The organism is Streptomyces sp. NBC_01304 (assembly GCF_035975855.1).
In the GTDB taxonomy this organism is placed as follows: Bacteria; Actinomycetota; Actinomycetes; order Streptomycetales; family Streptomycetaceae; genus Streptomyces.
The window spans coordinates 2,376,681-2,392,618 of sequence record NZ_CP109055.1 but is presented as its reverse complement, the minus strand read 5'-3'; the positions used below and the strand labels follow the sequence as shown (position 1 = coordinate 2,392,618).

The following is a 15,938-nucleotide window of genomic DNA, read 5'->3' as shown; positions in this document are numbered from 1 at the left end:
CACTGAATCAGACCCTGCAGAGAATTTCCCCGTGCAGTACGGAGAACCAGCCGTCCGCCTGCTTCCCCCATGCACGCCAGGCCGCGGAAATCGCCGTCAGCTCCTCGGTCCGCGCGTGCCCGCCCTCCACCGCGAGGCGCGCGTACGAGGACGCGACGGTGCGGTCGGCCCACAGGCCGCTCCACCAGGCGCGCTCCTCGGGAGTGCTGAAGGTCCAGGTGGACGACGAGGCCGCGACGTCGGCATAACCGGCCGCCAGCGCCCAGGACTTGAGCCGGCGTCCGGCATCCGGCTCGCCGCCGTTGGCGCGGGCGACGCGCTCGTACAGCTCCAGCCAGTCGTCCAGGACCGGCGGGCACGGGTACCAGGTCATCGCCGCGTAGTCCGAGTCGCGGGCCGCGACGATCCCGCCCGGCCGCGTCACCCGGCGCATCTCACGCAGGGCCTGCACCGGGTCGCCCACGTGCTGCAGCACCTGGTGCGCGTGCACGACGTCGAAGGAGTCGTCCGGATACTGCAGCGCGTGCACGTCGGCGGTGGTGAACTCCACGTTTGCCAGGCCGCGTTCGGCGGCGTGCGCACGGGCCTTGTCGACCACGTCGGCCGCCGCGTCGACACCGGTGACACGGCCCTCGGGGACCAGCGCCGCCAGGTCGGCGGTGATGGTGCCGGGGCCGCAGCCGATGTCCAGGACGCGGTGGTCCGGGCGCAGTTCACCGAGCAGGTACGCCGCCGAGTTGGCGGCGGTCCGCCAAGTGTGCGAGCGCAGCACCGACTCGTGGTGCCCGTGCGTGTAGACGGCGGTCTCCTGCGGCGTCTCCTGGGACATGGCCTGCTCCTCCCCGGTGCCCCGGCGTCGTCGTCCGGGGCGATACGGGGAACCGTACGCGAGCATGTCGAATAATGAGATGCCCATCTTGCTATGTGGGCACCAAGGGCTGTGGCCCGGCGGCGGTCGGCGGTCAGGCGTGTCTCATGCAGGCAGCGGGCGGTACACGATCAGCGCCTCGGGCAGCTTCTCCAGGAGCAACTCGCCGCCCATCTCGGTCACTTCACCGTCGTACGCCACCGGCGTCCCCGGCGTCAGGCCGCTGATCCGCAGCCGCCGCAGCCGCACCGCCGCGTGCAGGGGCGAGCGGCTGAGCGGCCCGGCGAGCGCCGCCGCGAGGAGCCGGGCGCCCGGGCGGCGGCCGCCGTGCGCGACCCGGATGTCGAGCAGGCCGTCCGCGAGGTCGTACCGGCGGCCCGGGGCGAGCCCCATCCGGTGATAGGTGCCGTTGCCGGCGAACAGGAGCCACAACGCCCGCCTGCGCCCGCCCAGTTCGGCCTCCATCGGCCGCTGGTCGCTGTGCAGCATGCGGGCCGCCGCGAGCACCCCGGCCGGCCAGCCCCCGATGAGCTTGGCCCAGCGTTCGCGGCGTTGCACCAGTTCGGGATAGACGCCCAGGCTGAACGTATTGACGAAGTGCCCGACGGGGCCGTCGGCCGAGCCGAACCGCCCCACGTCCACGGCCACCGCCTCGCCCGTGCGCACCGACTGGCTCAGGTCCTTGGCGTCCTCCACCCCCAGGTCGTACGCGAAGTGGTTGAGCGTGCCGCCCGGCAGGACCGCCAGCGGCAGGCCGTACCGCAGCGCGACGGACACCGCCGCGTTGACCGTACCGTCGCCCCCGCACACCCCGAGCGCCCGTGCGCGGCCCGCCGCCTTCTCCAACTCGGCCTGCAGCTCGGCCGGTTCGCACTCCACCAATTCGGCCGCCGGCAGCGCGTCGCGCAGTGCCTGGGCCCGGGTCGCCGAACCCGAGGCCGAGTTGACCACCATGACCAGGCCCTGGCCGTCCGGCAGCGCCGGTGCCTCGGCCTTGGGCCGCCCCGGCGGCGGCAGCTGGGACCGGGTCGGCACCATGCCGCGCACCGCGAAGGCCGCGCCCGCGCCGAGCGCGGCGCCCGCGAGGACGTCGCTCGGGAAGTGCGCCCCGGTGTACACCCGGGACACCGCCACCGCGGCCGCGAGCGGGGCCACCGCCGCGCCCCAGGCCGGCGACTCCAGGGCGACGCCGGTCGCGAAGGCCGCGGCGGAGGCCGAGTGGCCGGACGGGAAGGACGTGGTGATCGGCTGCCGGTGCAACTGCCGGATCAGCGGCACGGAGTCCAGCAGCGGCCTGGCCCGGCGCACCGACCGCTTCCCGAAGGTGTTGACCGTCGCAGAGGCGAGCGCCAGCGAGACGACCCCGCGCGCGGCCGCCCGCCGGGCCCGCGGCGTACGGCTCGCGGCGATCGCGGCGGCCACACCGAACCACAGCACACCGTGATTGGCGCTGCGGCTGAGGCGGGGGAGTGCGGGGTCGGCGCCGGGCCAGTGGCGGCTGGCCACCGCGTCGAACAGGCGGCAGTCGAGCGCGACGAGCCGGGCCCGGATCCCCTTGGCGGGACCGGCGGGCAGAACGGTGAGGTCGGCGTCAGCAGTCATGCGCTGCGAGTACCCCGTACACCCCCGCGGATCCCCGTCGGCGCCACGGTGTGAAGAGTGCCACGTCAGCCCTCTCGGCAGCCCCGCGTCGGTCTGACCAAGGCAAACGGTTTGCTCTCGCCCCCCTGCCCCGCCGAGAATGCGGAACCATGGGTCACCTGGAAGCAGCACACCTCGAATACGACCTCCCGGACGGCAGGTCCCTGCTCGGGGACGTCTCCTTCCGCGTCGGCGAAGGCGCGATCGTCGCACTCGTCGGGCCGAACGGAGCGGGCAAGACGACCCTGCTCCGCCTGATCTCCGGCGAGATCGAGCCGCACGGCGGGTCGGTCACCGTGAGCGGCGGACTCGGCGTGATGCCCCAGTTCGTGGGCTCCGTACGGGACGAGACCACGGTCCGCGACCTGCTCGTATCCGTCGCGAACCCGCGTATCCGGGAGGCCGCGAAGGCCGTCGACACCGCCGAGCACAAGATCATGACGGTCGACGACGAGGCCGCGCAGATGAGTTACGCGCAGGCCCTCTCCGACTGGGCCGAGGCCCAGGGCTACGAGGCCGAGACCGTCTGGGACATGTGCACGATGGCCGCGCTCGGCGTGCCGTACGACAAGGCCCAGTTCCGCGAGGTGCGCACGCTCAGCGGCGGCGAGCAGAAACGACTCGTCCTGGAGTCCCTGCTGCGCGGCACCGACGAGGTGCTGCTGCTGGACGAGCCGGACAACTACCTCGACGTGCCCGGCAAGCGCTGGCTGGAGGGAAAGCTCAAGGAGACCCGTAAGACGGTGCTCTTCGTCTCCCACGACCGGGAGCTCCTCGCCCGCGCCGCCGAGAAGATCGTCAGCGTCGAGCCGGGCCCGGCCGGGGCCGACGCCTGGGTGCACGGCGGCGGCTTCTCGACGTACCACGAGGCCCGCCGCGAACGCTTCGCCCGCTTCGAGGAACTGCGCCGCCGCTGGGACGAGAAGCACGCCCAGCTGAAGAAGCTCGTGGTCAACCTGCGCCAGGCCGCCGCGGTCAGCCACGAAATGGCCTCCCGCTATGCCGCCGCCCAGACCAGGCTCAAGAAGTTCGAGGAGGCCGGACCGCCGCCCGAGCCGCCGCGCGAGCAGGACATCACCATGCGCCTGCACGGCGGGCGCACCGGAATTCGCGCCGTGACCTGCGAAGGGCTGGAGCTCACCGGCCTGATGAAGCCCTTCGACCTGGAGGTCTTCTTCGGCGAGCGGGTCGCGGTCCTCGGCTCCAACGGCTCCGGCAAGTCGCACTTCCTGCGCCTGCTCGCGGGGGAGCCGGTCAAGCACACGGGCCTGTGGAAGCTGGGCGCCCGCGTCGTCCCCGGCCACTTCGCGCAGACCCACGCCCATCCCGAGCTGTTCGGCCGCCCCCTCCTCGACATCCTGTGGAGCGAGCACGCGCAGAACAAGGGCCAGGCGATGTCACGACTGCGCCGGTACGAGCTGACCGGCCAGGCGGAGCAGAAGTTCGAGCGCCTCTCGGGCGGCCAGCAGGCCCGCTTCCAGATCCTGCTCCTGGAGCTGGAGGGCTGCACCGCCCTGCTCCTGGACGAGCCCACGGACAACCTGGACCTGGAGTCGGCGGAGGCACTGCAGGAGGGCCTGGAGGCCTTCGAGGGCACGGTCCTCGCGGTCACCCACGACCGTTGGTTCGCCAAGTCCTTCGACCGCTACCTGGTGTTCGGCAGCGACGGCCACGTACGGGAGACTCCGGAGCCGGTGTGGGACGAGCGGCGGGTCGAGCGGGAGCGCTGAGCTGCTTTTTTGCCCCGCCCCGCCCCGCCCCGCCCCGCCCCGTAAGGCTGCCGCCGGCATCAATCAGCCTGTCCGGCGTTTGAGGACACCGCCCGGAGGGCGGAAGGCTTCGCAGCCCGCGGCGGCAGCCGCTGATGTCACAGTCGGGAAGGGGCGGGCAGGGGAAGAGGTCACGCCCACCGGAGCAGCGCCCCCAGCCCACCCTCCGGCACCCCGGACGCGTCCTCGACCGCCAACGCCCCGGCCCCGGAAGCCGCCGCCGCCCGCAGCAGCGCGTCATCCGCCCGAGCCTCACCCGGCGCATCCGCGCCAAGAACCCGGGCATCCGCACGCCGCACCGCAACTTGATCCGGCTCCCGCCCCACCCACACACTGCGCCGTGCATCGGCCCCGCCCGGCGCGAGCAACAGCTCGGCGATCCGGTGCTCACGCGCCGCCTCGACCAGCGCCGGCACCCCTTCGGCCGCCGCCCGGCCCTCGGCCTGCTCGCGTCCGGCCAGGAACGCCGCCACCTCCCGCTCCACCTCGCGCCGGGCGTGCTCGGCCCGGGCGCCGGCGACCTCATCGTCCAGGAGCCGGCCGCCGGCGTCGGCCCCGTCGGCGCGGCCGCCGTGCTCCGACTCGATGGTCCGGGTCTGCAGCTGCGGCAGCAGCCGGTCGTGCACCGCCCGCCGCTCGCGGGCGCCGCCCACCAGGACGATCAGGTCCGCGCGGGTCTCCTCGGCGCAGGCCACGAGGGCGCCCGCGATCTCGGCGGCGTTGTGCTCCCAGGTGTTCTCGACCTTCGCCTGGAAGTGCCGCTCCGACCAGTCGGCGGTGGACGCCTTGTGAACCGGCCACTGCCGCCCGGCCACCCCGCCGGCCGGCCGCGCCCCATGGGCGCCGCGCACCTCGAAGTCGGCGCCCCGGCGGTCCACGTACGCGACCAGACAGACCGGGGCCGGATCGGCGAGGCGGAGCAGCGGCGCCACGTGCGGCAGCGTGCCCCAGTGCACCAGCGGACTGGCGTCGGGCGGCCTGCTCAGCGGCGGATCGAGCACCACCTCGCCACCCGTGGCGAACAGCGCGCGGCCCACCGGCTGGGGCGAGTGCCGCAGCTCCTCCAGGGCGGAGTACACGGTCTGACAGGTCGGCTCGTCGGCGCCCTGCGCGGTGAGGTTCCGGAACGCCGAGAGCGCGTCGAGCGACCGCTCGTCCGGAGTGGACTCGGAGTGTCGTGAGGTGTCGACGTACACCGAGGCCCAAGGGCCGGGACGGTCGAACAGCGGGTTGAGGAAGGCGAGTTCCATGGCTCCTCCGTGCGACGTGCCGGGTATTTCGTCCCCGGCGGGTACCCGCAACACAGGCACCTATGGCCAGGGACACGGCCAGAAGGTGGCAGGAAGGCACACGCGACGACTCGAAGAGCAAGACGTCCCGAAGAGCAAGACGTCTCGAAGAGCAAGACGACCCGAAGAGCAAGACGACCCAAAAGGCGAACAGCCATGGGCGGAGTGGACCCCCGGCGCCTCGACGACCAGGAGCTGGCGAAGGAACTCGAGACCATCCACCGGACCCGGCACGACACGCTGCTGCACGGCTCGAACGACGCACTGCGTACGCACAATGAACGGATGGCCGCACTCGAAGGCGAATATCTGCGCCGCCACCCGCGCCGCCCGGTGATCGGCGGCAGGACCCGGGCCGGCGCCCGTTCGAGGGGAGAAGCACCGTCATGACCCACACCGCACTGCTCGCACGCCACGGCGAGGCGCTCGACCTGTTCACCGACCGTGTGCACCAGGTGGGCGCCGACCAGTGGGACGGGCCCACGCCCTGCACCGACTGGTCCGTACGCGACCTCGTCAACCACCTGATCGGGGAGCAGCTCTGGGTGCCGCCCCTCGTCCGGGACGGCGCGACCATCGAGTCCGTCGGCGACACCTTCGACGGCGACCTGCTCGGTCCCGACCCGGTCGCCTCCTGGGACACCGCGGCCGACGCCGCACGCCGGGCCTTCGCCGAACCCGGTGCCCTCGACCGCACCGTGCACCTCTCGTACGGCGACACCCCGTGCGCGCACTACTGCGCGCAAATGGTGACGGACCTCGTGGTCCACGCCTGGGACCTGTCCCGGGCGATCGGCGCGGACGAGCGGCTGCCCGCCCCGCTGGTGGACTACGCGGTCCGTGAAGTCTCCCCGTACGCCGCCGACTTGGCCAAGAGCGACCTGTTCGCCGCACCGGTGGAGCCACCGCCGGGCGCGGACGCACAGACCAAGCTGCTCAGCCTGCTCGGCCGACGGCCCTGATCTGATCGACCTGACCTGACCTGACCTGACCTGACCCGCCCGGCCGGGCCCTGCTCAGACGGTGGTGCTGCCCGGCCGGTCGTCGGGCCGGGCCCGGCTGATGTCGGCCAGCGTGGAGGCGGGGTCCTGGGTGACGGCCAGGTCGCCGAGGCTGACCATGCCGACGGGCCGGCCCTGCTCCACGACGGGCAGCCGCCGCACCGCGTGCTCCCGCATCAGCGTCACCGCGGCCGCCACGGGGTCCTCCGGGCCGATGACCACCGGGTTCGGGGTGCAGACGGCCTGGGCGCTGATGGTCAGCGGATCGGCCCCGTCGGCGACCGCGCGCAGGGTGATGTCCCGGTCGGTGAGCACACCCACCACCTGCCCCTCGGAGGCCACGAGGACGTCCCCGATGTCCTGGGCGCGCATCAGCTGTGCCGCTTCGACGAGCGAGGCGTCGGGGCGGACGGAGACGACGCCCGGTGTCATGACTTCCCTCACGATGTCGGCCATTGCACTGGGTCCTTCCCGGGAGTGGGGTTCATCGGCGTGACCCCGCCCGCAGTACCCCGCAGGGTGCGGACTATGCCTCGCCGGGCCCGTTGGTGACGGGTCGGTGGCCATCTTGCTGACACGGCAAAGGAGTTGCTGGGGGATACGGGAGTTTGGGGTGGGGTCTACGGGGCACCCGACGTTGCGGCCGAGCGGCCATGGGAGAGAGGGCTTCGGGCGCGGAAATCAGGGCCGCGCCCGAAGCTCCCCTCTTGCCCTCGTCGTAGCCGTCCGGGCGTCGTCGTAGCCCTACGGACGCCCACGTCGCATCCCTCCGGACGCCCTCTTCGCGGACTTCCGGACAACCTCTTCGCGCCCTCAGGCATTCGCCCTTCATGCCGGGTTTGCCGTCCCGTGTCCAGGAGACCCGGATATCGACATTCCCAGGGGAAGGAAGAGCTCATGGCGATATTCGCTGTGCTCATTCCAGTGGTGATGCTGGGCGTAGTTCTGGCGCTCGGCCGGTACGAGGAACTGATGCTGCCGCCCGCACAGGAAGCGGACGACCGAGGCGGCGCCGGGATGGCGCCCACGGCGTGAGGGTGCGAGCGGACGGCCGGCCCACGCCACAGGGCGTGGGCCGGCCGTCCCGCGCGGCGCGGCTCAGTGCTTCTTGCCCCCGCCCCCGCCGGGCAGGAACTCCTGCACCTTCGCCTTCAGCCCCTGCTTGACCATCGCACCCCGGTCCGCGTCCCCCTTGAGGATCGACGCGGCCGTCGCCTCCAACTGCTCCCACGTCGCATGCGGCGGAATAGGCGGCACCGCGGGATCGGTCAGGAACTCCACCACCGCGGGCCCGTCCGCCTCGAGCGCGGCCCGCCACCCCGCCTCGACGTCGTCCGCCTTCTCCACCCGGATGCCGGTCAGTCCGATCGACCGGGCGAACGCCGCATAGGGCACGTCCGGGATCTCCTGCGAGGGCAGGAAGGACGGGGCGCCGCCCATGGCCCGCAGCTCCCACGTCACCTGGTTCAGGTCCTGGTTGTTCCACACACCGACGACCAGCCGCGGATCCGCCCACCGATCCCGGTACTTGGCGGCCGTGATCAGCTCGGCCAGACCGTTCATCTGCATCGCCCCGTCCCCGGCCAGCGCGATCACCGGCCGGTCCGGGTGTGCGAACTTCGCGCCGATCGCGTACGGCACCGCACAGCCCATCGAGGCCAGCGTCCCCGACAGCGACCCGCGCATCGTGCCCCGCATCGTCAGGTGCCGCGCGTACCAGTTGGCCACCGACCCCGAGTCGGCCGTCACGATCGCATTGTCGGGCAGCAGCGGGTCCAACGCCCGTGCCACGTACTCCGGGTTGACCGGATCGGCGTCGAGACCTGCCCGCCGCTCCATCACCTCGTGCCAGCGCTCGATCCCCGCACACACCTCGTCGTACCACTCCCGCCCGGTGTCCCGGCGGGCCTGACCGATCAGCGGGATCAGCCGCCGCAGCGTCTCCTTCGCGTCGCCGACCAGGTTCACCTCGTACGGGTATCGCATCCCGACCATGTGCGGATCGAGGTCGATCTGCACGGCCCGCGCCTTGCCGAAGTCCGGCAGGAACTGCGCGTACGGGAAGCTCGACCCGATGGTCAGCAGGGTGTCGCAGTCCCGCATCAGCTCGTAGCTGGGCCGGGTGCCGAGGAGCCCGATCGACCCGGTGACGTACGGGAGTTCATCGCTGAGGACGTCCTTGCCGAGCAGCGCCTTCGCGACGCCCGCGCCCAGGATCCCGGCGATCTCCTCGACTTCCGCCCGCGCGCCCGCGGCGCCCTGCCCGACCAGAATCGCCGTCCTGGCGCCGGAGTTGAGCACCTCCGCGGCCCGTTCGAGGGCGTCCTGCGTGGGCAGTGACGTCCACCCGCTGCGGTCCAGGCTGGACGGCACCATCTTGAACTCGTGCGGCGGCGGGGAGTAGTCGAGTTCCTGTACGTCGCCGGGGACGATCACCGCCGTGGGGGCGCGCCGCGCGTGGGCCGTGCGGATCGCCCGGTCCAGGACGTTCGGCAGTTGTTCGGGCACGGTCACGGTCTCCACGAAGTCGGAGGCCACGTCCTTGAACAGCGAGTGCAGATCGACCTCTTGCTGGTACGAGCCGCCCATCGCGCTGCGATGCGTCTGCCCGACGATCGCGAGCACCGGCACATGGTCCAGCTTGGCGTCGTACAGACCGGCGAGGAGATGGATCGCGCCGGGCCCCGAGGTCGCCGCGCACACCCCGAGCCGGCCGCTGAACTTGGCGTACCCGACGGCCTGGAACGCGGACATCTCCTCGTGCCGGGACTGGATGAAGCGGGGTCGGTCGTCGGCCCGGCCCCAGGCTGCGAGCAGTCCGTTGATGCCGTCCCCCGGGTAGCCGAAGACCTGCTCGACGCCCCAGGCGCGCAGCCTCTCCAGGATGTGGTCGGCGACCTTGGTGCTCATGACGGACCTCCCATGACGGGCCGGTGCGCGGCCCGTTCGGCGCTGTCGGTGATGTCGTGATGCCGGCGCACCGAGTGACCCCCGCCCGCTCCGGGAAACCTGGCGCGGTGTTTGGGCGGGCGAGCCGGGGGCAGGCGAATGACGTGCTTCGGACCGGAGGCACATCCGTGGGAGCGGCTTCGCCGCCCAGGGTGTGTCCACCCCTGCCCGGCTGCGCGCACTCCCACGGTGAATGGTCCAAAAGCCGGCACCGATTCAGGGAGTTGCAGCACATATGCGTACCAACGCAGCTGTGAAGCGCCACCCGCACGACGACGCCCCCGACACCGCCGAGGACTTCCGACGCCTCGCGGCACTGCCCGACGGACCCGAGAGGGACGCCCTGCGCCAGGACCTGGTGCGCGCGTGGCTGCCCATGGCCGAGCGCCTGGCCGGCCGGTTCCGCAACCGCGGCGAGTCCTACGAGGACCTGCGCCAGGTCGCGTCCCTCGGCCTGGTCAAGGCCGTCGACCGGTACGACCCCGCCCTGGGCAGCGCCTTCGAGAGCTACGCAGTCCCCACCGTGACCGGTGAGATCAAACGGCACTTCCGCGACCACATGTGGACCCTGCACGTGCCGCGCCGCGTCCAGGACCTGCGCAACCGTGTCCGGTTCGCCCGCCAGGACCTGACCCAGACCGTCTCCGGGCGCGCCCCCACCCTCGAGGAGATCGCCGACAAGGCGCGCATGACGGTCGAGGAGGCCCGCACCGGACTCGAGGCCCTCGACAGCTTCACCGCCCTCTCGCTGGACGCGGAACTCCCCGGCAGCGAGGACGGATACGCCCTGCGCGACGCGCTCGGCGCGCCCGATCCGGCGCTCGACGTGGTCATCGACCGCGAGGCGGTCAAGCCCTGCCTCGGGCGGCTGCCGGAGCGGGAGCGGGCGATCCTGTACATGCGCTACTTCGGCGACATGGCGCAGAGCAAGATCGCCGAGGAGCTCGGCATCTCGCAGATGCATGTGTCACGGCTCATCAGCCGGTGCTGCAGTCGCATCCGCGAGGAGGCTTTGCGCGAGGCGGCTTAGCCTGCGGCGCGCTGCGGGACAGGTTGAGCCGTGATTTCGGCGGGGTCTCGGGGGCGCTGCCCCCGGGCCCCCGCTCCTCAAACGCCGGAGGGGCTGGATTCTGCCCAACTGGCCGGATGCGCCGATCTGCTGGTTGTGCCGCGCTGCCGCTCAGCCCGGGCGTCGCATGGCCAACGCCACATGACGCGACATCACATCCACCGCCTGCGCCTCCGCCATCGAGAACGCGAGGCGCGCCCCCGTACGGAACAGCGTGAGGACCCCCTCGACCCGGCCGCCCTCCGGCGCGACGAGCGGGACGCACAACAGGGACGTGACGTCGGCGCGTACGAGCACGGAAGTGCCCGCGGCGTCGACGCCGAACCCGTCCGGGTCCTCCGGGCGGACCTGCAGCGCGGTCGAACCGCCGCGTGCCGCCTCGACGACGAGGGGGCACGCGGCGGGGTCCTGCCCGGCCACCGCGGCCACCGCCCCCTCGGGGTCGTCCGCCGGGCCGAGCACCGCCGTGCGGGACATCCGTGAAGCCCCGGCGTCGGCGATCACCCAGTCCGCGAACCGCCCGTGCAGCACCTCGGCCGCACAGTTGAGCACCGCCGCCCGGTCGCCGGGCCGCAGCCCGAGCAGTCGCGACGCCATCGCGTCCACCAGATCCATCAGCGCCGCGTGCAGGGTGGCCTCGGCCAGGTCCGGCACCGGGCGGTGCACCATCTGGGGGCGCCCGGAGCGGGACTCGGCCGGCTGCAGCACCACGAGGACGGCGGTACGCGGCTCATTGCTCGGACGCAGCGGCGTGAGCGTCGCCCGCACCGGGTCGGCGGGGCGCTGCTGCAGATGCACGGTGAGGCTGCGGTCGCCCTCGCCGCGCGCCACGGCCGCGGCCTGCGAGCGGAACGCGGCACGGTCGCCGGGCGCGAGGAGCCCGGCCAGCGGACGCCCCGTCGCATAGCCCGCGCGTACGCCGGTGAAGGAGGCCGCCGCGAAGTTCATCCGGCGTACCACCGTCTCGCGGTCCACCAGCGCGACCGGCAGCGGCAGTCGCTGGAACACGGCCCGAAGGAGCTGCTGCTCCGCCCGGTCCCCGCCGCCCGCGCTCCCCGCCCCGCCACCGGCGACGAGTTGCTCGAAGCGGGGCCACAACTGCTGCGCCGCATGGTCGAGTTCGAAGAGCGCCGCGTCCAGGACCGTGTGCAGATCGTCCATGGGAGCGGTCCGGGCAGTTCTCAACTCGCCCACACGGCGCACGAAGTCCGCGAGGTCTTCACCGAATTCGTCCGTCTGCGTCATAAGAGGAAAGCTAGCCTCTCCCACCGTTTCCCGGGGTGGACCGGGGGCAGGCGAAATGGAGGAGGAGATCCCAGATGCGAGAGACCGCGTCCCTTGTCCAAGGCAGTCCCGCCCCGGAGTCCGCGCCCACCGCCCGCCGGCTGTCCGAGCTGGCGGAACAGGCCGCGCGCTGCACCACCGCCTGCTGCGGCGCCGGCGCGACCATGGCCGACCGTGCCGAGGCCGCCGCCCCCGGCGCCGCCGAGCGCCCCGCCGCCGTCACCCACCCCGACCTCGCCGCGGTCCTGTCCGTGCAGCTCCGCTCCGGCGACGGCCCCATCCCCGCCGCCCTCGAACAGGGCGAGCCCGTCGACACCGCCGACCTGCTGCACGAGGAACGCTGGCCGGACTACCGCGCGGCGGCCCTGGACGCCGGCGTACGGTCCAGCGTCACGCTGCCTTTCCAGCGGTCGGGCCTCACCGTCACTTTGAGCCTGTTCAGCTTCCGCCCCCGCGCCCTCGACGACGCCGCGTTCGGCCCCGCCCGGGCGCTCGGCGACCTCGCCGCCACCGGCCTGGCCCGCGACCGCCGCTACCACGCCGCGCTCGCCGAGATCGACCAGTTGGGCACCGCACTGCGCACCCGGCCCGTCGTCGACCAGGCCTGCGGCATCGTGATGCACGTCCTGGCCTGCGACGCCGAGGACGCCTTCGCGGTCCTGCGCCGCATCTCGCAGGCGACCAACCGCAAGCTCACGGAGGTCGCCGCGGCCCTCGTCGAGACGCGCGGCCGCGGCCTGGAGAAGGAGCTGGCCTCGCTGGCGAACTGAGCGGATCGCCGACCGCATCGCTGACCGCATCGCTGTGCGCATCGGCGTACGGCGGGCTCACCCGTGCGGCGGCGAACGTACCGCTAATGGGGCCCCGGCACGGGCGAGTGATGATTTGTCAGGTTTCTATGGCTTCGTGGGTGCGCTCCCAGCGCCCCAGCCGCAGCCGTAAGGAGCCCGACCCATGCGTATCGCCCGTGCAGTCGCCGCCACCGCACTCGCCTCGGCCGCCGTCGGCCTCACCGCGTCGGCGGCGTTCGCGGACTCGGCCGGGGTCAAGCCGAGCACCGTCGCCCCGGGCGGCACGGTCACCATCTCCGTCGACTGCTCCGCGCACACCTCCAACCCGCCGCAGTCGATCTCCGCCAGCTCGCAGGCGTTCTCCGCTGGCCAGGTCCAGCTGCACCTCGTCGCGGGCAACCAGGACGCCTCCTTCGGCCCCACCTACAGCGGCACCGCCCAGATCGCGGGCAACGCCAACTTCTCCAGCAACGGGCCCAACGGCGTCGGCGTGACCTCCGACTGGAGCGTCGACGGCAGCTGCCCCGGCGGCAGCCAGTGGAACGCGAACTTCACCGTCTCCCGCTCCGGCACCGTCCCGCACGGCGTGCACGGCGGCCTCGGCGGCAGCTTCACCGACTCGGCCACCACCATGCTCACCGGGGCCGTCCTCGTGGTCGGCGCGCTGGGTGCCGCGTACTACGTCGTACGCCGCCGGGACGCCGAGGGCCGCGGCTGACGGCTTGACGCTCCGAGGCCGGCCGCCCGTATCCGCCGGGCCGAGTCCGGGCATGGATACGGGCGGCGGCACGTCCGACTGCCCGTCAGTTCGCCGGTCTGCCGCCTGTCGTCTCCATCTGCCGTCTGTCGTCCGGCGTCTGCAATCCGTCGTCCGTCCGTCGAGAGTGCGCGGTACGTCGCCCACGCGTGCAGTGCCCAGTACGTCGTCTACGTCGTCTACGTCGTCTACGTCGCGTACGTCGCCCAGGAGTACGGAGGTACCCATGCTTCCGGAAGGCCACGGCCCCGTCCGGTACGGCCCGCCCCCGCCCGACCCCGGTCTTCCGGTGCTCCCGGAACTCGCCGCCGTGCTCGCCGCGTCCGCCGGGCGCGCCCACCCCGAACCCCCGGGCGGCCCGACCGAACTGCTCGACGCGGCCTGCGGCTACTGGGCCCGCCGTGGCCTGCCCACCGAGCGCGAGCACACCGCGGCGGGCCCCGGCGCGACCCCGCTGCTGCTCGCCCTGACGGCGGCCGTCGGCGGCGACGTCCTGTTGCCGCGCCCCTGCCCGGCCTGGTGGGAGCCGGGGGCCAGACTCCTCGGGCGGCGCACCTACCACGTGCCGACACCCGTCGAGTGCGGCGGAATCCCGGACCCGTACGCCCTGTTGGAGACGGTTCGCCGGGTCCGGGCCGAGGGCGGCGACCCGCGGCTGCTCGTCCTGTCCGTCGCGGACGACCCCACGGCCACCGTGCCGCCGCCCGAAGTGCTGCACGAGACGGTCGAGGCGGCGCTCGGCGAGGGGCTGCACCTGATCTCCGACGAGACCTGGCGCGACACCCTGCACCACCCGCAGGACACCGTCCTCATCGGCCCCGCCGAGATGGCCCCCGAGCACGTCACGGTCCTGGCCGACCTGCACGGCGCGTATCTGCCCGCCGACTGGCCCGCCGCGATCGCCCGCTTCCCGGCCACCGCCGAGGGCGCCGCCCTGCGCGCCCGCACCCTCGACGTGCTCACCGCGCTCGGCGCCCGGGTCGCGGCCCCGGTCGCCTCGGCGGCGGCGTACGCACTGGGCGAACCCGACGCGATCACCGCCCGCCTCACCGTGGCCGTACGGCTGCACGCGCGCGTGGCCACCGCCATGCACCGCGCCCTGCTCGCCGCCGGGATCCTCGCCCGGCCCCCGCAGGCGGGCCGCCATCTCTACGCCGACCTGGGGCCCCTGCGGTCGGTGCTCGCCGCGCGTGGTGTCACGGACGCGATGGAGCTGGAGGACCACCTCACCGAGCGGCTCGGCATGCCGACGCCCGGCGGTCACCGCTTCGGCGACGATCTGGGCGCGCTGCGGGTGCGCCTGTCCACCGGACCGCTGCTCGGCGCCACCCCGCAGCAACGCCTGGAATCCCTCACCGCCTCGGACCCCCTCGCGTTGCCGCACGTGGAGCGGGCGTTGAGCATCTTCGGATCGGCCCTGGACGACCTACGGGCCGACGCCCAGCGAATGGAGCCGCCTCGATGACCCAGCAGTCCGAGTCGACGACGTCCCGCGCTCTGACTCCGGCGGCGGCACCGCCGGAGTCAGAGCGCTCCACCGCGCCCCGCCCGCTCGGCGAGCCGCGCCGCTGGCCCAAGACGTTCGCCGACCGGCTCACCGCGCCGCTGCCCGGAGTCAAGGCCCTCGCCCGCTTTCTGCGCGAGGGCTCGCTCAGGCCCGGCGCAGAGGGCGTCGCGGACATCCCGCAGCTGCCGTTCGAGCCGGGCCCGCTGCCCCGCGTGGACGCGAGCACGGTGGCGGTCACCTGGGTGGGGCACGCCAGTTGGGTCCTGCGCATCGGCGGCCTGACCGTCCTCACCGACCCCGTCTGGTCCCGCAAGATCTTCGGCATCCCGGCCCGCATCACCCCCGCCGGCATCGCGTGGAACGCCCTGCCGCGCGTCGACGCGGTCGTCATCAGCCACAACCACTACGACCACCTGGACGCCCCGACCCTGAAGAGACTCCCGCGCGAGACACCGGTGTTCGTACCGGCGGGGCTTGGGCGGTGGTTCAAGCGCCGCCGCTTCACGTGCGTCACCGAGCTCGACTGGTGGGAGGCCGCCGAACTGGCCACCCCCGAGGGCGACACCGTCCGCTTCGACTTCGTGCCCGCCCACCACTGGTCCAAGCGCTTCCTCACCGATACCTGCCGCACCCTGTGGGGCGGCTGGGTCCTCACCGACGGCGCGGGCCGCAAGGTGTACTTCGCGGGGGACACGGGCTACGGCCACTGGTTCAAGGAGATCGGCGACCGCCACCCCGGCATCGACCTCGCGATGCTGCCGATCGGCGCGTACGACCCGCGCTGGTGGCTGAGCGATGTGCACTGCGACCCGGAGGAGGCCGTACGCGCCGTCGACGACCTCGCCGCCAAGCGCCTGGCCCCGATGCACTGGGCCACCTTCCTGCTGTCGGCGGAGCCGGTCCTCGAACCGCTGCACCGCGTCCGGGCGGCGTGGGAGAAGACGGGCCGGGCCCGCGAGGACCTGTGGGACCTCCCGGTCGGCGCCTCGCGCGTCCTGGAGGCCTGAGCGAGG

Annotated in this window: 15 protein-coding genes; 9 read left to right on the top strand and 6 right to left on the bottom strand. The window is 73.1% G+C overall.

Annotated elements, in window-relative coordinates; all coding sequences use genetic code 11:
• Positions 1 to 7 precede the first annotated feature (7 nt).
• A complete protein-coding gene (locus OG430_RS10400) occupies positions 8 to 829 on the bottom strand; it encodes a class I SAM-dependent methyltransferase (protein WP_327352158.1) in 822 nt (273 codons plus the stop codon).
• 144 nt (positions 830 to 973) lie between these two features.
• Complete coding sequence (locus tag OG430_RS10395; protein WP_327352157.1) at positions 974 to 2,470, bottom strand: bifunctional phosphatase PAP2/diacylglycerol kinase family protein; 1,497 nt, start codon at positions 2,468 to 2,470, stop codon at positions 974 to 976.
• A gap of 149 nt (positions 2,471 to 2,619) precedes the next feature.
• On the opposite strand from OG430_RS10395, the gene OG430_RS10390 reads away from it, so the two are divergent.
• The gene (locus OG430_RS10390) at positions 2,620 to 4,239 is read left to right on the top strand and encodes an ABC-F family ATP-binding cassette domain-containing protein (protein WP_327352156.1); all 1,620 of its coding nucleotides are present in this window, start codon (positions 2,620 to 2,622) and stop codon (positions 4,237 to 4,239) included.
• Between the two features lie 170 nt (positions 4,240 to 4,409).
• Here OG430_RS10390 and OG430_RS10385 read toward each other — a convergent pair whose 3' ends face one another.
• A complete protein-coding gene (locus OG430_RS10385; RefSeq protein ID WP_327352155.1) occupies positions 4,410 to 5,528 on the bottom strand; it encodes a baeRF2 domain-containing protein in 1,119 nt (372 codons plus the stop codon).
• A 195-nt stretch (positions 5,529 to 5,723) separates the two neighbouring features.
• On the opposite strand from OG430_RS10385, the gene OG430_RS10380 reads away from it, so the two are divergent.
• Positions 5,724 to 5,957 (top strand): DUF6158 family protein, encoded by a 234-nt coding sequence (locus OG430_RS10380; protein ID WP_327352154.1) that lies wholly within the window; start codon positions 5,724 to 5,726, stop codon positions 5,955 to 5,957.
• Positions 5,954 to 6,529, top strand: coding sequence for a TIGR03086 family metal-binding protein (locus OG430_RS10375; protein ID WP_327352153.1), 576 nt, complete (start codon positions 5,954 to 5,956; stop codon positions 6,527 to 6,529). The genes OG430_RS10380 and OG430_RS10375 overlap by 4 nt, the downstream gene beginning before the upstream one ends.
• 54 nt (positions 6,530 to 6,583) lie before the next feature.
• Here OG430_RS10375 and OG430_RS10370 read toward each other — a convergent pair whose 3' ends face one another.
• Positions 6,584 to 7,024 (bottom strand): CBS domain-containing protein, encoded by a 441-nt coding sequence (locus OG430_RS10370; RefSeq protein ID WP_327352152.1) that lies wholly within the window; start codon positions 7,022 to 7,024, stop codon positions 6,584 to 6,586.
• Positions 7,025 to 7,465: 441 nt separating this feature from the next.
• Here OG430_RS10370 and OG430_RS10365 point away from each other — a divergent pair, with 441 nt between their 5' ends.
• Positions 7,466 to 7,603, top strand: a complete 138-nt coding sequence (locus OG430_RS10365; protein WP_327352151.1) for a hypothetical protein — start codon at positions 7,466 to 7,468, stop codon at positions 7,601 to 7,603.
• Between the two features lie 63 nt (positions 7,604 to 7,666).
• Here OG430_RS10365 and OG430_RS10360 read toward each other — a convergent pair whose 3' ends face one another.
• Positions 7,667 to 9,478: a thiamine pyrophosphate-requiring protein gene (locus OG430_RS10360; RefSeq protein ID WP_327352150.1), complete on the bottom strand. Its 1,812-nt coding sequence runs from the start codon at positions 9,476 to 9,478 to the stop codon at positions 7,667 to 7,669.
• 274 nt (positions 9,479 to 9,752) lie between these two features.
• On the opposite strand from OG430_RS10360, the gene OG430_RS10355 reads away from it, so the two are divergent.
• On the top strand, positions 9,753 to 10,547 hold the full coding sequence (locus OG430_RS10355; RefSeq protein WP_327352149.1) for a SigB/SigF/SigG family RNA polymerase sigma factor: 795 nt from the start codon (positions 9,753 to 9,755) through the stop codon (positions 10,545 to 10,547).
• Positions 10,548 to 10,697: 150 nt separating this feature from the next.
• Here OG430_RS10355 and OG430_RS10350 read toward each other — a convergent pair whose 3' ends face one another.
• Positions 10,698 to 11,831, bottom strand: coding sequence for a PAS domain-containing protein (locus OG430_RS10350; protein WP_327352148.1), 1,134 nt, complete (start codon positions 11,829 to 11,831; stop codon positions 10,698 to 10,700).
• A gap of 74 nt (positions 11,832 to 11,905) precedes the next feature.
• Here OG430_RS10350 and OG430_RS10345 point away from each other — a divergent pair, with 74 nt between their 5' ends.
• From OG430_RS10345 to OG430_RS10330, 4 genes are all read left to right on the top strand, one after another.
• A complete protein-coding gene (locus tag OG430_RS10345) occupies positions 11,906 to 12,640 on the top strand; it encodes an ANTAR domain-containing response regulator (RefSeq protein ID WP_327352147.1) in 735 nt (244 codons plus the stop codon).
• Between the two features lie 184 nt (positions 12,641 to 12,824).
• Positions 12,825 to 13,379, top strand: coding sequence for a hypothetical protein (locus OG430_RS10340; protein WP_327352146.1), 555 nt, complete (start codon positions 12,825 to 12,827; stop codon positions 13,377 to 13,379).
• A gap of 265 nt (positions 13,380 to 13,644) precedes the next feature.
• The gene (locus tag OG430_RS10335) at positions 13,645 to 14,883 is read left to right on the top strand and encodes an aminotransferase class I/II-fold pyridoxal phosphate-dependent enzyme (RefSeq protein WP_327352145.1); all 1,239 of its coding nucleotides are present in this window, start codon (positions 13,645 to 13,647) and stop codon (positions 14,881 to 14,883) included.
• Entirely contained in the window at positions 14,880 to 15,932 is a 1,053-nt protein-coding gene (locus tag OG430_RS10330; protein WP_327352144.1) for an MBL fold metallo-hydrolase, read from the top strand. The genes OG430_RS10335 and OG430_RS10330 overlap by 4 nt, the downstream gene beginning before the upstream one ends.
• Positions 15,933 to 15,938 lie beyond the last annotated feature (6 nt).